Origin of the sequence: Aeromonas sp. FDAARGOS 1410 (assembly GCF_019048745.1) — a bacterium.
Lineage (GTDB): Bacteria > Pseudomonadota > Gammaproteobacteria > Enterobacterales > Aeromonadaceae > Aeromonas > Aeromonas jandaei.
The window spans coordinates 3,330,065-3,349,338 of record NZ_CP077401.1 but is presented as its reverse complement, the minus strand read 5'-3'; the positions used below and the strand labels follow the sequence as shown (position 1 = coordinate 3,349,338).

Annotated in this window: 19 protein-coding genes; 9 read left to right on the top strand and 10 right to left on the bottom strand. The window is 58.9% G+C overall.

Annotation, left to right across the window (positions count from 1 at the left end):
- Position 1: 1 nt before the first annotated feature.
- The 5 genes from rsxB to dcm form a co-directional block, all read right to left on the bottom strand.
- Positions 2-580 (bottom strand): electron transport complex subunit RsxB, encoded by a 579-nt coding sequence (rsxB, locus tag I6L40_RS15565; protein WP_216994531.1) that lies wholly within the window; start codon positions 578-580, stop codon positions 2-4.
- A gap of 2 nt (positions 581-582) precedes the next feature.
- Positions 583-1,164: an electron transport complex subunit RsxA gene (gene rsxA / locus I6L40_RS15560; RefSeq protein ID WP_042031202.1), complete on the bottom strand. Its 582-nt coding sequence runs from the start codon at positions 1,162-1,164 to the stop codon at positions 583-585.
- Between the two features lie 209 nt (positions 1,165-1,373).
- The gene (locus I6L40_RS15555) at positions 1,374-3,788 is read right to left on the bottom strand and encodes a DUF2357 domain-containing protein (protein ID WP_071911145.1); all 2,415 of its coding nucleotides are present in this window, start codon (positions 3,786-3,788) and stop codon (positions 1,374-1,376) included.
- A gap of 10 nt (positions 3,789-3,798) precedes the next feature.
- Entirely contained in the window at positions 3,799-5,844 is a 2,046-nt protein-coding gene (locus I6L40_RS15550; protein ID WP_204378238.1) for an McrB family protein, read from the bottom strand.
- Positions 5,841-7,064, bottom strand: a complete 1,224-nt coding sequence (gene dcm / locus I6L40_RS15545) for a DNA (cytosine-5-)-methyltransferase (RefSeq protein ID WP_071911147.1) — start codon at positions 7,062-7,064, stop codon at positions 5,841-5,843. The genes I6L40_RS15550 and dcm overlap by 4 nt, the downstream gene beginning before the upstream one ends.
- 111 nt (positions 7,065-7,175) lie before the next feature.
- Between dcm and I6L40_RS15540 the strand changes: the two genes are divergently transcribed.
- The 4 genes from I6L40_RS15540 (at position 7,176) to rluF (ending at position 10,337) form a co-directional block, all read left to right on the top strand.
- Positions 7,176-7,670 (top strand): very short patch repair endonuclease, encoded by a 495-nt coding sequence (locus tag I6L40_RS15540; RefSeq protein WP_071911364.1) that lies wholly within the window; start codon positions 7,176-7,178, stop codon positions 7,668-7,670.
- 153 nt (positions 7,671-7,823) lie between these two features.
- Complete coding sequence (locus tag I6L40_RS15535; protein ID WP_071911149.1) at positions 7,824-8,291, top strand: hypothetical protein; 468 nt, start codon at positions 7,824-7,826, stop codon at positions 8,289-8,291.
- A gap of 226 nt (positions 8,292-8,517) precedes the next feature.
- A complete protein-coding gene (locus tag I6L40_RS15530; protein ID WP_071911151.1) occupies positions 8,518-8,886 on the top strand; it encodes a VOC family protein in 369 nt (122 codons plus the stop codon).
- A gap of 434 nt (positions 8,887-9,320) precedes the next feature.
- Positions 9,321-10,337: a 23S rRNA pseudouridine(2604) synthase RluF gene (rluF, locus tag I6L40_RS15525; RefSeq protein ID WP_216994530.1), complete on the top strand. Its 1,017-nt coding sequence runs from the start codon at positions 9,321-9,323 to the stop codon at positions 10,335-10,337.
- A 65-nt stretch (positions 10,338-10,402) separates the two neighbouring features.
- Here the strand turns inward: rluF and I6L40_RS15520 are convergent, their stop codons facing one another.
- Positions 10,403-11,677: a cyanate transporter gene (locus tag I6L40_RS15520; RefSeq protein WP_216994529.1), complete on the bottom strand. Its 1,275-nt coding sequence runs from the start codon at positions 11,675-11,677 to the stop codon at positions 10,403-10,405.
- Positions 11,670-12,191, bottom strand: coding sequence for a nucleoside deaminase (locus I6L40_RS15515; RefSeq protein ID WP_216994528.1), 522 nt, complete (start codon positions 12,189-12,191; stop codon positions 11,670-11,672). Before I6L40_RS15515 ends, I6L40_RS15520 begins: the two co-directional genes overlap by 8 nt.
- 109 nt (positions 12,192-12,300) lie before the next feature.
- Here I6L40_RS15515 and I6L40_RS15510 point away from each other — a divergent pair, with 109 nt between their 5' ends.
- Complete coding sequence (locus I6L40_RS15510; RefSeq protein ID WP_216994527.1) at positions 12,301-13,143, top strand: LysR family transcriptional regulator; 843 nt, start codon at positions 12,301-12,303, stop codon at positions 13,141-13,143.
- A 75-nt stretch (positions 13,144-13,218) separates the two neighbouring features.
- Here I6L40_RS15510 and rsmS read toward each other — a convergent pair whose 3' ends face one another.
- Positions 13,219-13,374 carry a pleiotropic regulatory protein RsmS gene (rsmS, locus tag I6L40_RS15505; RefSeq protein WP_005337582.1) on the bottom strand — a complete coding sequence of 52 codons (156 nt, stop codon included), beginning with the start codon at positions 13,372-13,374 and terminating at the stop codon, positions 13,219-13,221.
- Between the two features lie 94 nt (positions 13,375-13,468).
- Positions 13,469-13,936 (bottom strand): acyl-CoA thioesterase, encoded by a 468-nt coding sequence (locus I6L40_RS15500; RefSeq protein ID WP_216994526.1) that lies wholly within the window; start codon positions 13,934-13,936, stop codon positions 13,469-13,471.
- Positions 13,937-14,084: 148 nt separating this feature from the next.
- Between I6L40_RS15500 and I6L40_RS15495 the strand changes: the two genes are divergently transcribed.
- Positions 14,085-14,723 carry a tellurite resistance TerB family protein gene (locus I6L40_RS15495; protein ID WP_139406490.1) on the top strand — a complete coding sequence of 213 codons (639 nt, stop codon included), beginning with the start codon at positions 14,085-14,087 and terminating at the stop codon, positions 14,721-14,723.
- Positions 14,724-14,792: 69 nt separating this feature from the next.
- Here I6L40_RS15495 and I6L40_RS15490 read toward each other — a convergent pair whose 3' ends face one another.
- Entirely contained in the window at positions 14,793-16,211 is a 1,419-nt protein-coding gene (locus I6L40_RS15490) for a PLP-dependent aminotransferase family protein (protein WP_216994525.1), read from the bottom strand.
- Positions 16,212-16,333: 122 nt separating this feature from the next.
- Between I6L40_RS15490 and I6L40_RS15485 the strand changes: the two genes are divergently transcribed.
- The 3 genes from I6L40_RS15485 to cydX are packed head-to-tail and all read left to right on the top strand — an operon-like array spanning position 16,334 to position 19,171.
- Positions 16,334-17,905 (top strand): cytochrome ubiquinol oxidase subunit I, encoded by a 1,572-nt coding sequence (locus I6L40_RS15485; RefSeq protein ID WP_071911161.1) that lies wholly within the window; start codon positions 16,334-16,336, stop codon positions 17,903-17,905.
- A complete protein-coding gene (cydB, locus tag I6L40_RS15480) occupies positions 17,905-19,044 on the top strand; it encodes a cytochrome d ubiquinol oxidase subunit II (RefSeq protein ID WP_071911163.1) in 1,140 nt (379 codons plus the stop codon). The genes I6L40_RS15485 and cydB overlap by 1 nt, the downstream gene beginning before the upstream one ends.
- 16 nt (positions 19,045-19,060) lie before the next feature.
- Entirely contained in the window at positions 19,061-19,171 is a 111-nt protein-coding gene (gene cydX / locus I6L40_RS15475; protein WP_043849476.1) for a cytochrome bd-I oxidase subunit CydX, read from the top strand.
- Positions 19,172-19,274: the final 103 nt, after the last annotated feature.

Sequence of the window (19,274 nt, the reverse complement as noted above, 5' to 3'; positions counted from 1 at the left end):
GTTACTCCACCAACTTGACCGGAATCTTGCCCGGAACATGCACGTTATTGAGATCCCACTTCCAGTTATCGACCGTGGTGGGCACCGGGATCATCTCGATGCAGTCGGTCGGGCAGGGATCGACACAGAGATCGCAACCGGTGCACTCGCTGGCAATCACGGTATGCATCGCCTTGGTGGCGCCGACAATGGCGTCCACCGGGCAGGCCTGAATGCACTTGGTGCAGCCGATGCACTGATCTTCGTGGATAAAGGCGACCTTCTTGACCGGCGCTGCGGCTTCGTCGCTGCCGCCCAGCGGCTGGGGTTCGACCCCCATCAGGTCGGCAATCTTGCGCATGGTGGCCTCGCCACCGGGTACGCACTTGTTGATCTGATCGCCGTTGGCAACCGCCTCGGCGTAGGGTTTGCAGCCGGGATAGCCGCACTGGCCACACTGGGTCTGGGGCAGCAGGGCATCGAGCTGATCGACGATGGGGTCTGCTTCCACATGAAACTTGACGGCGGCAAAGCCCAGGATAATCCCGAACGCCAGCGCCAGCAGGGTCAGCACCAGAATGGCAAAAAGAATATGGATCATGGTTATATCTTGATGAGGCCGGTAAAGCCCATAAAGGCCAGAGACATCAGACCGGCAGTGATCATGGCAATGGAGACCCCGCGAAACGGCGCGGGCACATCGGCGGCGACCAGTCGTTCGCGCATGGCGGCAAACAGGATCAGCACCAGCGAGAAGCCGGTGGCGGCGCCAAAGCCGTAGATCACGCTCTGCACGAAGTCATGACGCTCGTTGATGCTCAGCAGCGCTACCCCGAGCACCGCGCAGTTGGTGGTGATGAGGGGCAGGAAGATCCCCAGCAGGCGGTAGAGGGTCGGGCTGCTCTTGCGCACCACCATCTCGGTAAACTGCACCACCACGGCGATCACCAGAATAAAGGCGAGGGTGCGCAGATAGGCGATCTCCAGCGGCACCAGAATGTAGTGCTCCACCAGATAGGAGCAGGCACTGGCCAGGGTCATCACGAAGGTGGTGGCGAGCCCCATGCCGATAGCGGTTTCCAGCTTGCCCGAGACCCCCATAAAGGGGCAGAGGCCGAGGAATTTCACCAGCACGAAGTTGTTAACCAGCACTGTGCCGATCAATAAAAGCAGGTATTCAGTCATCGAAGGTCGGGTATCCGGTTTGAAGGCCGCAACATTATCTGATGTTAGGACACGTTAAACAACCGCAAGGCCGCATGGTTATTATGCAACTGGATAATTTAGACGGGGTTTTGGGGTCAGATCGCGGCACTTTTACTCATGGTCATGCGAGGCTGTAATCCCGGTCTGGCCAGCAGAGCAATGGCCAGGCCGGGATAGCCGTAAGGTGTTCAGGCTGGATGCGTGCGCAATAACTCCCCGTAATAATCCGGCAGTGCCGCAAACCCGGTCAGTTCTCCTTGCAGCTCAGCCAGTCTGGTCAGTTTCATGGCCGCTCTGAAACTTGCCGCATTCAGCTGTGTCAGAGGGTGGAGCAATGAAATAGAGGGCCCCAGCTCCAGCAACCAGTAAGGATTCACATTCCCCTCGGCCAGCGGTGTACCAGTCTGCTCTTCGGTCAGTTGTTCCCTTCGCAGTTTCCGGCATGTCAGCACAGGCCAGACCCGTGTGACTTCCCGTGTCTTGCCATCTGCTGCAAGGGTAGCTACGGCCAGATAGCTGATTTCGTTCATCAGCTGATCATCGTAACGAGTGGCGATAGTTTCTGCAGGGGTGTGATACCAGCGGGCAGAGCCATCACGAAATGCATCGAAGTAACTCGGCGAGCGGCTGTTTTCCGGTGCGGTCGGAATGATCAGGGTGAGATCATGGTGGCGGACCTGCTGCATCCCCAGGGTGGCAATCCGGCTGGGCTCTTCCAGATAGAAGTGGCCCGAGCGGATGGCAGGATAGCGAAACTCTTCCCCCGATTTACCCAGCTTTTGCTCAAGGAAGGATTGCAGCCAGCAAGAGCCGCTGTGATCCTCTGCTGGCAACAGGGCAAAGGCACCGATACCAATCCTGTCGAGCTCCTCCTGATAGGGATTTTTCGTTCCGGGTTGCTGGCTCATAAAGCCCGGATAGAGCGCAAAAGCGCCAAAGGTGGGTCGGCTTGGTATCGGGTCATCCTGTTGCTGATAGAGCAGGGCATCGCGATAACGGTGCATCTGGTTGATGGCATCATCGGGCACCCTGTCTCTCGGATCATCTTGAGTGCCATTATCGACCCGGTACTTGGCATCAAACAGCCAAATAAAAGTGTCGCCACTGCCAGTGGTGGCTTCGATCAGAATGTCCGGCTTCTGGGGAACCAGCAGGGAGTGAACCGGCTTGTTGGTCTTGTGAAATCTGGGTTCATGGGCCAGCTTGAGCCTTACACCGTCTGCTGCACGAAGGTACTCCCAGCAGTATTTCATCCCCTCGGCCAGCCGGGTATCCCAACCATCCCTGGTGAAGTTAAAGGCAGGTGTTTTCACCTCGGTAAATCCCAGCGTCAGGATAATCCGGCGTACTTCGAGCACGCACCAGAGCTCGTAGAGCTGATCCATGCTGCGCACGCCGGCCACGGCATCATTTCCCAACGCATCGAGATAGAGGCGCAGTTGCTGCCAGACCCGGTAAACCGCGCTATAGCCGCTCTTTTGCTGCAGTACCAGAGACTCGCGTTGTAACACTGCCGCCGGACCTATCTCCTGCATCAGGGGGTGAGCCAGCGCCTGATCCAGCGGTTTGCTCCATGCCTTGAGGCGGTCAAAAAAGGCTCTGGACAGCAGGGTGCGATCGCCCTGTTGGGTCAGCTGTTGCAGCATCCTTCCGGTGCGCTCCAGCACAAACTTGATAAAGCGGTTTTCCGGGGTATCCGTGGTCAGTTGTTTACGTTCCACCCGGTATCTGCGCTCGATACCGTTATCCAGATCCTGGCGGATCTGTTCGGCCTGCTTCGGGCGTGGCGGGCGCTTCATTCTGGCGGCCAGCAGATATTCGGTCTTGCTTTGCAGCCTGCTGTGGGGTGCATTGATTATCTGGCGGATCCCCCGCTCAAGGTCCTTGTGCAGGGCTTCGAAATGGGCAAGCCAGAGCAGGGGGAACGGTTCGGCCTTGCGCTGGCTGCGGCCCCCTTGCTGACTGGTTGCGCTGTTCAGGGTAAAACGCCAGTAGGGGTACTGCTCATCCAGCACCCGATGGATCAGCGGCACATCCCGGCGGATATCCAGCTTGACCGGATAGACCTCGAACCAGAGCGTCAGCTGAATGCGAGCAGCTTTTCCTGCAGCCGATTTCGGTTGATAAGAGAAGGGGAGTGCAAGTGTGCCTACATCGTTGCCGGTATTGAATCCCCCCAGCAGCTCCTGCGATCCATGCCTGCTTTTGAAGCGAAACGACTCGCAGATCCGCTGCAGATGATGCTCCAGCCGCGGCGCATCACTTCCCTCGCTAACGCCGTGAAGAAACTCCCATTCGAATTCGTAAAAGCAGTTCTCAAACAACAGGGGGGTTGGCAGTACCAGAGCGGAGAGCGCCTGATCATCAGGCAGCTCCAGCGGGCAACCATCAGCTTCAGCCAGAGTGATGGAAAGGGGCTGCGAGAAGCGCACAACTGGCGGTTCGTATCTGCTCGGGCTCGCTGGCAGGCCCGATTTGTCGCGCTCCTGTTGATGATGGGCGCGGGTAGCTTGTAACTGCTGATAACGATCCCCGACCGTCTTCTCATTGGCATAGATCCGCAAAATCCAGTCACGGCTCAGCAGGGTAAACAGGCACTCCATCACAACCCCCTTACGGCCAGAAGCTGGTAAAGCACTGCCGTGCTAACCGCTCTTTCATCCAGGCGAGTTTCTTCTTGCTGCGGCAGGGGACGAGCGGCGGTTCTGCGGGGGCGGAATCTTCACCGGCGGCAGCCACCTTGCAGTTAAACAGGTCAGGGCGTGTCCCCTCCCAGTGCTCGGTAAATTGTTCTGCCAACACCTTTTCCAGGTCAGTCAGCAGGTCGCCATCAGCCGTCTGATGGCTGCGCAACTTGTCGCTATCCCCCTCAATGCGCGGCAAGACCTTGCACATCATAAAGTCATCCCAGATGGCGACCAGTTCTGCGGTATTGGCGGGGCGATGGGCCAGCAGGGCCAGCATCAGCTCGTTCAGGGCGCGATAGGCCAGTTCGAACGGGCTCAGTTGCAGCACCTCGTTGACTGCCTTCAGGAAGGCGACGCTCTCTTTACTGTATTTTTCCAGTGCGGAGACTTCAGTAATGGCGCGCCCCTCTGACCAGGTCGGATAACCCAGCCGTTTTGGCTGCAATGCCGGTGCAAAGTAGGCATCGAAATCGTTGGGGAAGAACTCGTTAAAGTCGAAGGTGAGGGCCCTGTCGATCACCTTGCGGGAAAAGCCGTGGGTGGTTTCGTCCATATTGACGGTACCGGCCACCATCAGGTTGAAGGGGATAGCGATACCGTGCTGGCAGAAGCTGGCCCAGATCTGCTGATGCAGTGAAACATCGAGGTCCAGTCCCAGTTTTTCCGCAAGTTCGGTACGCGCGTTCTGATCCAGTTGCTGGCTAAGCGTATCTGCTTTGAGCAGGGGATCGCACTGGTAGACATAGCTGTAGTCCACCCCTTCTTTGTCGTTAAATGCAGTCAGTTCGGGTGAGGTATACCAGTGGCGGGTCTCCAGTACCGAGAGATAGTCGGCGAAATATTGTTCAACCGGAGCCAGGTTCATCTCGTCTAGGCAGAGCCAGAAGGGGGGAATATGGTCCAGTTGTTCCTGGCTCAGACCAATCTTGCCATCGGCTCTGACTTTGCCAATACGCTCGTAAATATGAATCCAGGCTTGGGTAATAAAATGCAGCACCGGCGTTGATACATACTCCTTTTTACCACTGATCCTGGAGATATAGCCCAGCAGGTCAGAGGGTTCGTGCCAGTCAGGTCGTACAGGTACCAGGCAGTAATTTTTCTGGCCTGGATAGTCCTTGACCTGCTCACGAATAAAACGGGTTTTTCCTGTGCCAGAAATACCGGCAAAAAGTAAAAATGGTTTATGACAGGAGATGGGTTTATTTATGAAGTACTGATTGAGAAATAATTCGTATTTTTTCACTCCCGAGGAGTACATCCCATTTCCCGCAGTGTTTAAATCTTTCCAAAGATCGCTTTTAAGTAAGGTGTTTATTAGTTTTTCACAAATGCCAACATCTGAAACCGAATAAAATCTGGGGAGTGATTCATCAATAGATGACACTACTTCATCAGCTTTAACAATACTCTGCTCCGAGTATTTTTTTATAGTGCTAGTGCTAAGGTTTTGTTTCGCAAGCCAGTTTTCGAAAAGCACTTTTAGTTGAGGGGTAGAAGAAGAGGGCGATTTTTTATTTTCATATTCTTTGAATCCCGATGCGACTTTTTCTAATGCCGACTTTAAATATGAGTCAACAAAAAAAGTGTTTGATTCAACGCCGACGTACTCTTCATCTAATAGATAGGCTATGAATTTAGATATTACTTTTGTTATTGCTTTCGTTTGGCTGCGACCTATAGAACTGATGCTTTTCAACTCATCGATATCTGAAGCTTTTCCATAAATTGCGCGATATGATTTTTCTTCGTATATATTTAAACTGTTTTTTTTGCTTGGGACAGAGCCCCAAGCATTTTCAATCTGATTGTAGTTTTCCAACATGAATTGAAGAAATGCAATCAGCGTCTCAGGTTTTATGGTAAAGCATTCATCTTTCTCATTATTGAAGCTGATGACAAAGGATTCTTGACATTGAACCCTTTGCTTATCATAACGCATTGATTTTTTGCAAAAATCTTCAAAGCTCATATGATGGCCTCTACTATATTTTCAGCAATCTTCCTGATAACGGGTACCGCGACTGAATTACCAAATTGCTTGTAGGCTGGAGTTTTTGCTGTAGGAATAACAAAATTTTCAGGATATCCCTGTAATCTTGCACATTCTCTGGGTGTCAATAGTCTCGGGTTTTTACCTTCCTGAGGAATTAGGCATTCTTTACCATCTTTACCATATCTTGCGACCAGTGTGTTTGATGGCTTATCCAGATTTGCTGTAAAGGCTGTAAAGCCTGTTCCTCTATCAAGGTTTCTCTCTGTTCTTTTTATATGTCCTTGCCAGAGAGCATCAGAAATAGTGAATCTTGCGTCTGGAGTCGGCTCCAGAATAGACCTGAGTGGTAGAGGTTGACCGTCAAATTCAGGGAATTTGAAGTCGATATTCAGATCATTGCGAGTGCATACCATGTAGCAACGTACTCTACGTTGTGGTACTAGCGATGATGAATCGATTAGTTCATATTTGAATGTATAACCGATTTCCTCTACGGACCTTTTGATTACATCAAAGGTTCGACCTTTATCATGTCTGGTAATATTTCTAACATTCTCCAGAAAGAGAACTTTAGGTTTTTTTACTGATGCAATACGCATCACATCAAAGAAAAGAGTGCCTTGAGTTTCACATTTGAAACCATGTTCTTTGCCGACAGCATTTCTAGCTGATACACCTGCACCACTGAACGGTTGGCAGGGGAAACCTGCAGCAAGAATATCATGTGAAGGGACTAGTGTATTCAAATGCTTGTCACTAATATTATCATTTGTGAAAGCTGTGATATCACCAAATGGCAGTTCGCCATAATTATTGAGATATGTTTGCTGTGCAGATTTATCCCATTCACTGCTAAATGTACAAACTCCCCCCAGGCTTTGCAGGGCTGTTCTAAAACCACCAATACCAGCAAACAAATCTATAAAAGTAAAAACGTTTTTATCTGATGGTGGACTTACCACAAGAGAATGCAGAGTTGTTTTCAGCTCGGACGGGCTCGCAATCAAATCATGCTTGGTGAGTTCCGAGATGATGATTTCTTTGTTGATTTTTGCTGATTGGCATGCCAGTTCAGTGTCAGATGCAATGGCGTGCAGCCATTGATGAATTAATGCTCGTGGGTCACTTCCTGTGGGGGTATGTTCATGTGCCAGGGCGCTTAATGCATCTTCATATTTTTTCAAGAAGGTTTTCACAGAGATAACTCACTTATTTCTTAGCCATTTGTAGGCATAATCATCAATAGTCAGTGATTGAACTGGTTTTTTATACAGTATTTAATGCGACATCACAAGCGAGGCGACATTGTGACAGATATCGTGAAGCCCCAAAAGCGTAGCGAGATGATGGCCGGTATTCGTAACCGGGATACCCGTCCCGAGAAGCGGGTGCGTGCCATGTTGCATCATGCCGGGTTTCGCTATCGCTTGCACAATACCGCCTTGCCGGGCACGCCGGATCTCTGGCTGGCTCGCTACCGTGCGGTGATCGAGGTGAATGGTTGTTTCTGGCATGGTCATGATTGTCATCTCTTCAAGCTGCCATCGAGCAGAACCGACTTCTGGCAAGCCAAGATCGCCAGCAATCGTGCGCGAGATGCCCGTCATCTGGCCGAGCTGGACCAACTGGGTATCCGCCGTCTGATCATCTGGGAGTGTGCCCTGAAAGGGCGTCTGCGCCATGATCCGGAACGACTGCTTCTGGTTATCAGCTGGTGGCTGACCAGTGGCATCAGTCATGGCGAGATTGCCGGTGGCCGTGAATTGCAGATCGCCATGGATCATTCCCGTCCATGTAACTGACCGGATAGCACTCTCGGGCCAGCTTCCACCGCGTGTGAAAAGTAATTATTTTTTGTTGCCAAATCAGTAAGCTGTTGTCGCCTGTTACTCGTTTGAAAATCGCCCTGGTTTTCGGTAAGAGAGCGCGGCAGTAACAACCACAGGGAGGTGGTGATGGATCCGGTTTCCTATCTTTTTTCGGCTTATCTCAATCTGGTTCAGCAGCAGATTTCAGATATCTATGGCACCGAGCTTAAAACGGTTGCGGTGCAGTATGAGGGGGAATCAGTACCCTTCTCGTTTCAGCTCTGGCAGATCCAGCAGCAGAGTATCTGTCGCCCCTACGAGCAGGATGTTCGTCGCTTTAGCCAGTGCACGGTCAAGGCTTCGGCTCTGTTTCACAAGCTGTGCGATGACCTGACCCGGCAGGATGACAGCAGTTGGCAACTGCCCAAATATCGCGGCATGTATTGTTCGGCCGCCGTCAGCTACAGGCCGATGATTGCCGAGATTGGGAATGCCAAACAGAGTCCGGCCAAGCTGGCAGAGCGGGCCTGCAATCAGGCGATTCTGGCAGCGATGGATAGCGAAGATGAAACCCTGCTGGCCCAGCGGGACAAGGCATGTGCCGCAGTGCGCTGATGGAGATTTATCGCGCCCGCCAAGTCGTCGGAGCATCTTTGCGCGCCATACCACAGTCGCGGGTGGTTTGGCCCGGTATGATGGAGGGGCTAGCGGGGCGTTCCTGTATCTGTGATGTCTATCGCAAACGAGCGGGGATGCAGTTGGCAAGGCGGACAGCCGGGTTGGCTGGCTGCATGTTTATCACCACCGGCCGTGTTGCCGGCATCAGCACCAGGAGGGAATCATGATCAGCCATATCGACCATCTGGTATTGACGGTAAGTGATATCGAGCGCGCCGTAGCGTTTTACAGCTCGGTACTCAATATGGAGGCCATCACCTTCGGTGCGGGGCGCCGGGCGGTGGGGTTTGGCAACCAGAAGATCAATCTGCAACTGCTCGGGCAGGAGCCACGTAACCGGGCGCAGGTGGGATCGGGGGATGTCTGCCTTATCACCCGCTGGCCACTGGAACAGGTGATGACTCAGCTGGCCTGCCACGGGGTGGAGATTGTCGAGGGGCCGGTGACCAAAAGCGGGGCTTGCGGGGCCATCGAGTCCATCTACTTCCTCGACCCGGATCAGAACCTGATCGAGATAAGTCGCTACCCCTGACTCCGCCGCGACAGAGGGGAGTTGGGTTGGCGTATCAACCGCTGGCCCCGGCCGCTGGTCGGGGCGCATCTTTTCCTCGTTTGCCTCTTCCGGTACTCCCCTGTCTCGCCACTGCTGGCTCTTTTATTGGCCATGAAATCGGGCAAACCCCGTTTGCCCCATAACCCCTGATGCGGGGCCTTGCGCTGTGAGCTGGCCCGCAATTGTGTCGCCGGTGCGCTGGAGTTGGCGATAATCCGGCGTGCTGTGGCGGGCGATGTGGTAATGTGTCGCACTTTTTTGCCGGATGGGCCGGCATTGGCCTCGTTGAAATTGGAGCCGTATGCAAAAAATCGACGTAGTGGAGAGGGTGATGCCGCAGATCATGTGTCCGGCATGGCCGACGCACGCAACCGTACAACAGGATGGGGTTCAGCCCCTCTGGCAGGTGACTCATGCTGGCTAACGAATCCATGCGCCTGAACAAATACATCAGCGAGAGCGGCATCTGCTCGCGCCGCGAGGCCGACCGCTTTATCGAGCAGGGCCACGTCTTTATCAACGGCAAGCGGGCCGGGATTGGCGATCAGGTGCAGGTTGGCGATCTGGTCAAGGTGAACGGTCAGGTGATCGAGCCGCGCGAGGCGGACAGTCTGGTGCTGATCGCCCTCAACAAGCCGGTGGGCATCGTCAGTACCACAGAGGCGGGCGAGAAGGACAACATCGTCGATTTCGTCAACCACAGCACCCGGGTCTTCCCCATCGGGCGTCTCGACAAGGATTCGCAGGGGCTGATTTTCCTCACCAACCACGGCGATCTGGTCAACAAGATCCTGCGGGCGGGCAACGATCACGAGAAAGAGTATCTGGTGACCGTCGACAAGCCGGTGACCGACGAGTTTGTGCGCGGCATGGCGGCCGGGGTGCCGATCCTCGGTACCGTCACCAAGAAGTGCAAGGTGAAGAAAGAGGCACCGTTTGTCTTTCGCATCACCCTGGTGCAGGGGCTGAATCGCCAGATCCGCCGCATGTGCGAGCACTTCGGTTTTGAAGTGACCAAGCTGGAGCGTATCCGCATCATGAACGTCAGCCTCAAGGGGCTGCCGGTGGGCGAGTGGCGCGATCTCACCGATGATGAGCTGATCGATCTGTTCAAGCTGATTGAGGACTCCTCCTCCGAGGTGAAACCGGCCAAAGGCGACAAACCCAAGGCGGCCAAGGCCCCTGCGGCGCCAAGCGCCAAACCGGGGCAGGGCAAGAAGCCACGCCGCGATAACGATCACGAGATTGGCGGGCGTCCCAATGTGCCGGGCCCGGAAGCTTTCGAGAAGAAGCTGCCGGTGGGCAAGGGGGGCGCGGGCAAAGGTGCTGCCAACAAGGGCGGCGCAGGCAAAGGGGCACCCAAGGGTGGCAAACCGGCCGCAGGCAAGCCGCGCACCGCTAACACCGGACGGCAGAAGAAGGGGCGCTGAGTTGCCCCTCTGAGTGGCATCAGCCGCCAGTCATCTCCAACACGGTTATCCCCAACACACCGGCCTCAGGCCGGTGTGTTGCTTTGGGCCGCAGAGCTGGCCGGGAGGGGCGCTGAAAGGGTTGGCTCGCTGGCGGTCGTTAACCTCATGACGCGAGGGTAGTGGCGCGGGTCGAGGCGCAGCACCAGCAGGCTCATCAGCAGCAATCCCCCCAGCTGCCACTGCCAGGCGGCGGCGAAGTCGCCGAACAGGTGATAGAGCCGTGCCGCCACCCAGGGGCCGGTGGCGGCCAGCATAAAGCCGAAGCCCTGCATCAGGGCGCTCAGGGTGCCGGCGCGGCGCGGATCGGGCAGGTGATCGAGCGCAATCACCATGATGAGGGAAAAGCTGCCGCCAAGACCGGCACCGCACAGCATGCACCAGAGAATCGGGGCACTGGCTGGCGCCAGCCAGAGGCCGCCAAATCCCGCCAGCTGCATGGCGATGGTAAGCCCCATCCACGGCCGCCGATCCAGACTGCGCGCCGCCAGCAGTGGCAAGCCGAGGCCGCTGGCGGTCTGCGCCAGTGCCAGCCAGGCGACCAGCTCGCCCGCCTGCGCAGCGTTCCACCCATTCGCCATATAGGCGGGGGCCAGCCAGGCCACTACGATGCCGTAACCGCTGTTGATGATGCCAAAGCAGACGATCAGCAACCAGCTGCGGGGCAGGGTGATCAGCCGCTGCTCGCCGTGAGGTGCGTGGCTGCTGGCCGTGCGCGGCAGACGCACTTTCCACCCCAGCCAGCCGAGGGCCAGCAGCAGCGGCAGGCTCCAGAGTGCCAGCGCCTGCGACCAGTCGAGGCTCGCCGCCAGTCGCGGCGTGAGGCTGGCACCGAGCGCGCCGCCCCCCATCATGCAGGCAGAGAAGATCCCCATCACCTGCGGCACCTTGCGGGCAAAGTGCTGCTTGATAAGAGCGGGCAGCACCCCTTGTACCAGCGCCGAACCCAGGCCGCAGAGCGCCGCGCTGGTGATCAGCAGGGCGCCGCTCTGGGCATAAAAACGCAGGGCACTGCCAGCCGCGAGTAGCAGCAGGGCCAGCCCCAGCAGGGTAGTGGCACTGGCAAGGCTGCGCAGGCGCGGGGTGAGCAGCACGCCGACCCCGATGAGCCACAGTGGCAGCAGGGTAAGCCAGGCCAGGGTATCCATCCCGAGCGACAGGGCGCGGCCAATCTCGCCGCTCAGCGGGCCGATGGCGGTAAGAAAGGGGCGCAGGTTAAGGCCAGTCAGGATCACCAGCACCAGCAGGGCAAACTGCTGGAGGCTCGCCTCTGCCGGGCGTTCGCTTGTCCCCTTACTCATGATCAGGCGCTGCTTGTTGCGACTGGGAACCGTAGAGATCCGCCGCCGTCAGGGTCACGGCCAGTTTGACCAGCGGCAGAGGAGGCGGTGCCAGCGGCAGCCCCAGCTTTTGATAGGCGGCAGTGCTGTCAAAGCCGAACGGCGCCGCATCTGAGTTATCAAAGGCGTAGTAGACGGCGGCGATGCCGTTCATCACCAGCGCGCTGAGGCACATGGGGCAGGGGTGGCCACTGGCGTAAACAGTGGCACCCGCGAGCGGCCCACTCTGGCTTGCCTTGCGCAGCGCCTCCAGCTCGGCGTGACGGGTCGGGTCCCCATCCAGATGGATGCCGTTGACCGCGCTCGCCACCAGTTGCCCATCGCGTACCAGCAGCGCGGCGAAGGGGCGGCCACCCTGCCGGTGATTGGCTCTGGCCAGTTGCACCGCTTGCTCCAGCCAGCGCTGATGAGTCGGGAGGGTGGTTGATGAGGGGATCGGACAGGCGTTGGCAGAGGCAACAAGGGGCGCAGACATGATGAAAAACCCTGATTTGACTGAACAAATGCCAGCCTAGCGGCGAAACAAGTCATTTGGAAATTAAATGATAAAATGAGTTTCAGTGGTTTTATGAATGGAGAAACCCATGCTGGATCCCCTGTTACTGCGCAGTTTTGTCGCCATTATCGACACCGGCAGCTTCACCCGGGCCGGTGAGCGGGTCCACCTGACCCAATCCACCATCAGCCAGCAGATGCGCAGGCTCGAACAGCAGATCGGTTGCCCGCTGCTGGATCGCTCCGGTCGGCAGGTGGTGGCGACGGCCGAGGGGGAGCAACTGCTGGGGCTGGCCCGCCGCATTCTGGCACTGCTGGCGCAGGCCGAGGAGCAGGTGAGCGAGGGGAGCATATCCCTCAGCCTCGGGGTGCCGGAGGATTTCGCCGCCGGAGCCATCACCTCGGTGCTGGCCGCCTTTGCCCGCGACTATCCCGAGGTGCGGCTGGAGGTGGAGAGCGGCCTGAGCCACCACATCTGGCAGCGTTTCGCGGCGGGGGAGCTGGATCTGGCGCTGGTCAAACAGGTGCGCGGACAGGGCTCGCCGCTCGCCAGCTGGAGTGAGCCGCTGGTGTGGGTCGATAGCCGCGACTGGCCGGCGAAGGGGCGTGATCCGCTGCCGCTGGTCGCCTTCCCGAGCGAAGGGCTCTATCGCCAGCAGATGACCGAGGCGCTCGATGGTCTGGGGCGGCGCTGGCGTATCGCCTATGTCAGCGCCAGTCTCGCCAGTTTGCAGGGGGCGGTGAGCGCGGGTATCGGGGTGAGTTTGTTGCCCAAGCGGCTGATGCCCGCCGATCAGCTGGCCCTGACCCAGTGGCCCAAGGTGGCATCGGTGGAGCTGGCACTCCATGCGGCAAAGGAGGGGGGTGAACCGCTCAGCCGCTTGAGTTCGGCCCTGATCGCCCTGTGCGACGAGGTGATGGGGCCACAGTGAGTGGCTATGTGGGGAAAACTTCTGTGGGGAACAACTGACGTCGGCAAGATAAGGCGGAAAAAGTGCGGGGAGGGATCAGTGATCCTTCCCCTCCGCCAGCTTGCGCTCGTAGTCATTTTTTACGATGGCCAGCGCCGCCAGCACCAGCTCGGGGGCCAGCTCATTGGTTTCCAGCAGTTCAATCAGATCCACCGCGAGTTTTACCTCGGGCGGGGCAGTTTCCAGTGACATGGGCAGGGTTCCGGTTGCGGAAAGATGGGGGATTATACAGGGGCGCCGCCGTTGGCCGAAAGCGCCCGCACTGTCGGGCTGTGAGGCACCAGGGTCAGAGGTGCTGGCGCATCTCCTTGTCGATCTCCTCGCGCAGGGCGATGAGCTTTTTGGCGTACTGCTGCAACTGCAGATCGCTCTCGCTCAGCGGCTGCCACTGGGGCACCGGGGTCGGTTTGCCCTGCTCATCCATCGCCACAAAGATGATGATGCAGTGGGTGGTCTTGTGGCGCTCGCTCTCGGTGGGGTGGCGGCTATAGACATCCACCGCCAGATGCATGCTGGTGGTGCCGGTGTGGATCACCTGAGCGTGCACCTCCACCAGCTGGCCAATCTGGATGGGGCGCAAAAAGCGGATCCCCCCCACATAGACGGTCACCGCATAGCCGCCGCACCAGCCCGCGGCGCAGGCATAGCCCGCCTGATCGATCCACTTCATCACCATGCCGCCATGCACCTTGCCGCCGAAGTTGACGTCAGAGGGTTCGGCCAGAAATTGCAGGGTCAGTTCGCGATTGGGCACAGTCACATCCTTATTGCCTGAAGAGTTTCCCTGAGCTTTGCCCCATCGGCCTGCCCGGTCAAGGGTTCATCCCCGATTCAGGGGGGCGGGGTCACTATCTGGCTCTATTCATCCCGATTTCACTTTTTTGACCCGCAGGAGTGACACCATGAAGCAGATGCTGGAACAGTTGCTGGGGGCTGGCAAAGGCTGGCTCAACGAAGGCGGAGACAAGCGCAAGGGGCAGATGCAGGGAGCGCTGGCCGGCGGTGCGCTCGGTCTGCTGCTGGGCAACAAGAAGATGCGCAAATATGGCGGCAAGGCCGCTGCCGTGGGCGGCGCTGCGGCCCTTGGCGGACTGGCCTACAAGCTCTATCAGGATTGGCAGGCCCAGCAGGCGGCGCCCGCCCAGCCGACCCATCCCGTCAGCACTCTGGCAGGCAATGCGCTGGATGCACGCTCGGCTCTCTTGGTGCGCGCCATGGTGGCGGCAGCCCGGGCCGACGGCCATATCGACGGCGCCGAGCGCCAGAAGATTCAGGAGTATCTGACCGAACAGGGCCAGAGCGATGCCGCCCGCTGGATTGACGCCGAGCTGGCCCGCCCCCTCGACCCTCACGCACTGGCGCGGGAAGTGACCGACATGGAGCTGGCTACCGAGGTCTATCTTGCCTCCCTGCTCGCCATCGAGGTGGATCACTTTATGGAGCGCGGTTATCTCGACGAACTGGCGCGCGCCCTCAAACTCGATGACAACCTCAAAGGGAGCATCGAGCGGCAGGTAGCCCAACTTAACGCCCCCGCCTGATACCCTCACCGCCATGGATTGCCGATAACGCCCCGTTCAAGGGGCGTTGTTGTTTTTGCGCTTTGGCGATCACCCCTCTGTTGCCAGCTGCCGGTTTATCAGGCCCGCAAGCTGGTGGAGCGCCTGATCCAGCTGCTCGCTCCAGGGATGGGAGCTGTTGAGGCGCAGGCAGTGGTTGTGCTGCCCCTGACTGGAGAAGAGGGCGCCGGGGGCGATGGAGAAGCCGCAGTCGAGCGCCATGGCGTGGAGGGCGCGGCTGTCGAGGCGGGGCGCAAACTCCAGCCAGAGAAAGTAGCCGCCATCGGGGGAGGAGATCCGCACTTCGCTGGGTAACAGTCGCTGCAGCGCGGCCCGCATCTGCTGCTGGCGCTGGGCCAGGGTGTGGCGCAGGCGGCGAAAGTGGGCATCGACCCCGCCCTGACGCAGCATCTCGGCCAGCGCCAGCTGGCTCGGCACATTGGTGGAGAGGGTGGACATCAGCTGCAGCCGCTGGATCCGCTCGGCATGGGGCCCCGCCACCACCCAGCCGACCCGAAAGCCCGGCGCCAGACACTTGGAGAAGGAGCTGCAGAGCAGGCTGTCACCGCGCTGATCCCAGTGTTTGATGGGCTTGGGGCGCTCGCGACCGAAGTAGACCTCGGCATAAACGTCATCCTCCACCAGCGGCACCTTGTGGGCGTTGAGCAGCGCCATCAGCCCCTGTTTGTGCGCATCCGGCATGGTGTGGCCCAGCGGGTGCTGCACATTGCCCATCAGCCAGCACGCCTTGATCGGCATCTGGCTGAGGGCATCTTGCAATAGCGCCAGATCGATACCTACCCCCGGGATCACCGGGATTTCCACCGCCTTGAGTTTCAGCCGCTCGATGGCCTGCAGGGCGCCATAGAAGGTGGGGGACTCTACCACCACCCAGTCACCGGGCTCGGTCAGCACCTGCAGGCTGAGGGAGAGTGCCTCCATGGCGCCGGTGGTGATGATGATCTCCTGCGGGTTGATGGCGACCCCGTCGCTGGCGTAGCGCTGGGCGATGGCGCGGCGCAGCGCCTCGTTGCCGGGGGGCAGGTCGGCCACCGTGCTGAAGGGGTCGAGCCTGCGCATGCAGCTGGCCAGCGCCCGCCCGAGCTGGGGATGGGGGAACAGGGTCGGGTCGGCCACCGACATGCCAAGGGGCACCAGTGCCCGCGATTTGCTCGCCTGCAACACCTCGAACACCAGATCGTTGATATCCACCGAGCCGCTGTAGTGGGTCTGGCTCGGGGTGTGGCGCGCCACCTTTGGCGAGGCAGCCTTGACGTAGTAACCGGACTGGGGGCGGGCGAGGATCCGCCCCTGACTCTCCAGCAGTTGATAGGCCTGCAACACCGTCATCGGGCTCAGGTTATGGGTCTTGCAGCTCTGGCGGATGGAGGGGATGCGCTCCCCCGGTTGCCAGATGCCGTCATCGATCTCGCGGCTCAGGCGTTCGGCCAGTTGTTGGTAAAGAGGCATGATCTGGATCAACTGTTATAGGTGCTATTCACTATAACTGCATCTGTTATAGGTGTCATGACCCGTGGTGTACTTGTCCTGCATGAAACGTGCAAGGCAAATACAACAAAAGAGAGTGACGCATGATCAATCCGGATGACGTGGTCAGCCTGTCGCGCCTGCAATTTGGCGCCACGGCCCTGTTCCACTTCCTGTTTGTCCCCCTCACCCTGGGGCTGTCCTGGATCCTGGTGATCGCCGAGTCGGCCTATGTGATGACCGGCAAGGTGATCTATCAGGACATCACCCGCTTCTGGGGCAAACTGTTTGGCATCAACTTCGTCATGGGGGTCACCACGGGGATCACCATGGAGTTTCAGTTCGGCACCAACTGGGCCTATTACTCCCACTACGTGGGGGACATCTTCGGTACCCCGCTGGCCATCGAGGGGCTGATGGCCTTCTTCCTCGAATCGACCCTGGTGGGGCTCTTCTTCTTCGGCTGGGACAAGCTCTCCCGCGGCAAGCACCTGCTGGTGACCATGCTGGTGGCGCTCGGCTCCAACCTCTCGGCGCTCTGGATCCTGATCGGCAATGGCTGGATGCAAAACCCGGTGGGGGCCGAGTTCAACCTGCTGACCCAGCGCATGGAGCTGGTGGATATTGCCGCCGTGCTGCTCAACCCGGTGGCGCAGGTGAAGTTCGTTCACACCGTTGCGGCGGGTTATGTGGCTGCCTCCATGTTTGTGATGGGGGTGAGCAGCTGGTATCTGCTGCGCAAAACCGAGGTGCAGTTCGCCCTGCGCTCTTTTGCCATCGCCTCCGGCTTCGGGCTGGCCGCCATCCTCTCGGTCATCGTGCTCGGGGATGAGTCTGGCTATCGCACCGGTGAGGTGCAGAAAGTGAAGCTCGCCGCCATCGAGGCGGAGTGGCATACCGAGCCGGCGCCAGCGTCATTCACCCTGTTCGGCTTTCCGGATCAGCAGGGGGAGACCACTCACGCCGCCATCAAGATCCCGTATCTGATGGGGATCATCGCCACTCGCTCCCTCGATGAGGCGGTGACCGGTATCAAGGATCTCAAGGTACAGCACGAGGCGCGCATTCGCAGCGGTATGGTGGCGTCCGGTGCGCTCGAACAGATCCGCGCTGGAAACGACTCGGCCGAAAACCGGGCGCTGTTTGCCAAGCACGGCAAGGATCTTGGCTACGGTCTGCTGCTCACCCCCTATGCCAGCAATATTGCCAAGGCGGGGGAGGCGGAGATTGCCAAAGCGGTGGAGGACTCCATCCCGCAGGTGGCGCCGCTCTTCTTCGGTTTTCGCCTGATGGTGGGGCTGGGGGTCGCGATGCTGGGGCTGATGGTGGTGAGCTTTGTCCAGCTCTGCCGCAACCAGCTGCAGAGCTCGCCACGCCTGCTCAAGACCCTGCTCTGGAGCATACCGCTGCCCTGGATTGCCATCGAGGCGGGCTGGTTTGTGGCCGAGTTTGGTCGCCAGCCCTGGACCATCAGCGACGTGCTGCCGGTCTCGGCCTCGGTCTCCCTGCTTACCCCGGGCCAGCTCTGGTTCAGTCTCATCGCCATCTGTTCCATCTACACCCTGTTGCTGGTGGTGGAGCTCTTCCTGCTGCGCCGGGTGATCCGCAAGGGGCCCGCCATTCTCCACACCGGCCGCTACAGCGGTGAACAACCCGAACTTGCGAGGATCGCCTGATGGATTATGCAACCCTGAAACTCATCTGGTGGGCGCTGCTGCTCTTCATGATGGTCGGCTTTATCGTGATGGATGGCTTCGATCTCGGCATCGCCATGCTGCTTCCGGTGGTCTCGCAGGATGACGACGACCGGCGGCTGGTGATCAACAGCGTGGGGCCGGTGTGGGAGGGCAATCAGGTGTGGCTCATCGCCGGTGCCGGCGCCCTGTTCGCCGCCTGGCCGCTGGTCTATGCCGCCGCCTTCTCGGTGCTCTATATCCCCATGGTGGTGCTGCTGCTCGGCCTCTTTCTGCGCCCGGTCGGCTTTGACTACCGCAGCAAGCTGACCGACCCGCTGTGGCGCCGCTGGTGGGATCGGGCGCTGGTGGCCGGCGGTCTGATACCGACCCTGATCCTCGGCGCCGCCATCGGTCTGGTGATGCAGGGCTTGCCGTTTCGCTTCGACACGGCGCTGCGCCTGCACTACGGCGCGTTCGACTTCCACTGGGGCTGGCTGCTCTCGGTGCTGGCCACCGCCATCACCTTGCTGCTGCTGCACGGCGCCAGCTTTTTGCAAGCCAAGGTAACGGGGACGCCCGCGCTGCGCTCACGGGGCATCGCCATCCTGCTGGCACCGCTGGTGACCTTTTTCTACCTGCTTGCCGGCTGGCATCTGGTGGATCTGCAGGGCTATCAGCTGACCGGTCTGGCGGGCCAGCCCTTTGACGGCAACGCCGTGCTAAGCCCGCTGATGAAGGGGGTCACCCCCCATGTCGCCGGCTGGCTGCGCAACTACCACGAGCAGCCGCTGCTCTGGCTGGTGCCGGTGATTGGCGCGCTGGCGCCACTGGCGAGCGGCATCGCCGCCTGGCTGGAGCGCGGACGGCTGGCTCTGGTGGCAAGCGCCGCCGCCTGCATCGCCATGCTTGGCTCGGTGGCCATCTCGCTCTTCCCCTTCGTGCTCCCTTCAACCCTTGATGCCGAGAGCAGCCTGACCCTGTGGGATGGCACCTCCAGCTACAAGACGTTGGCCATCATGTTCGGCATCGTGCTGGTGCTGATGCCGGTCAACCTCGGCTACACCGGCTGGGTCTATCGGGTGGTGCGCGGCAAGCTCGACCGGGCCCGCATCAAGCGCGACGGCCATCAACTCTACTGACCATAAGGAGGACTCCATGTGGTACTTCACCTGGATACTGGGGCTCGGCTTTGCCCTGTTGCTGGGCTTGTGCAATCTGCTCTGGCTGGAAGCGCGCTGGGAAGCGGCTGACCGCGACCAGAGCTGATCTGCGGGGTTGACCCGCATGCCCGGTCGGGCTGCCAGTTGCGCCGCCCGACCACCCTGCCACTTCACTGACAGTCGCGAACTGTCACTCAACCGACAGGTAA

What these genes read in the sequence shown, in the direction of transcription:
- rsxB (WP_216994531.1), bottom strand. Translation starts at nt 580, where the DNA reads ATGATCCATATTCTTTTTGCCATTCTGGTGCTGACCCTGCTGGCGCTG.
- rsxA (WP_042031202.1), bottom strand. Translation starts at nt 1,164, where the DNA reads ATGACTGAATACCTGCTTTTATTGATCGGCACAGTGCTGGTTAACAAC.
- I6L40_RS15555 (WP_071911145.1), bottom strand. Translation starts at nt 3,788, where the DNA reads ATGGAGTGCCTGTTTACCCTGCTGAGCCGTGACTGGATTTTGCGGATC.
- I6L40_RS15550 (WP_204378238.1), bottom strand. Translation starts at nt 5,844, where the DNA reads ATGAGCTTTGAAGATTTTTGCAAAAAATCAATGCGTTATGATAAGCAA.
- I6L40_RS15535 (WP_071911149.1), top strand. Translation starts at nt 7,824, where the DNA reads ATGGATCCGGTTTCCTATCTTTTTTCGGCTTATCTCAATCTGGTTCAG.
- I6L40_RS15530 (WP_071911151.1), top strand. Translation starts at nt 8,518, where the DNA reads ATGATCAGCCATATCGACCATCTGGTATTGACGGTAAGTGATATCGAG.
- rluF (WP_216994530.1), top strand. Translation starts at nt 9,321, where the DNA reads ATGCTGGCTAACGAATCCATGCGCCTGAACAAATACATCAGCGAGAGC.
- I6L40_RS15520 (WP_216994529.1), bottom strand. Translation starts at nt 11,677, where the DNA reads ATGAGTAAGGGGACAAGCGAACGCCCGGCAGAGGCGAGCCTCCAGCAG.
- I6L40_RS15515 (WP_216994528.1), bottom strand. Translation starts at nt 12,191, where the DNA reads ATGTCTGCGCCCCTTGTTGCCTCTGCCAACGCCTGTCCGATCCCCTCA.
- I6L40_RS15510 (WP_216994527.1), top strand. Translation starts at nt 12,301, where the DNA reads ATGCTGGATCCCCTGTTACTGCGCAGTTTTGTCGCCATTATCGACACC.
- rsmS (WP_005337582.1), bottom strand. Translation starts at nt 13,374, where the DNA reads ATGTCACTGGAAACTGCCCCGCCCGAGGTAAAACTCGCGGTGGATCTG.
- I6L40_RS15495 (WP_139406490.1), top strand. Translation starts at nt 14,085, where the DNA reads ATGAAGCAGATGCTGGAACAGTTGCTGGGGGCTGGCAAAGGCTGGCTC.
- I6L40_RS15490 (WP_216994525.1), bottom strand. Translation starts at nt 16,211, where the DNA reads ATGCCTCTTTACCAACAACTGGCCGAACGCCTGAGCCGCGAGATCGAT.
- I6L40_RS15485 (WP_071911161.1), top strand. Translation starts at nt 16,334, where the DNA reads ATGATCAATCCGGATGACGTGGTCAGCCTGTCGCGCCTGCAATTTGGC.
- cydB (WP_071911163.1), top strand. Translation starts at nt 17,905, where the DNA reads ATGGATTATGCAACCCTGAAACTCATCTGGTGGGCGCTGCTGCTCTTC.
- cydX (WP_043849476.1), top strand. Translation starts at nt 19,061, where the DNA reads ATGTGGTACTTCACCTGGATACTGGGGCTCGGCTTTGCCCTGTTGCTG.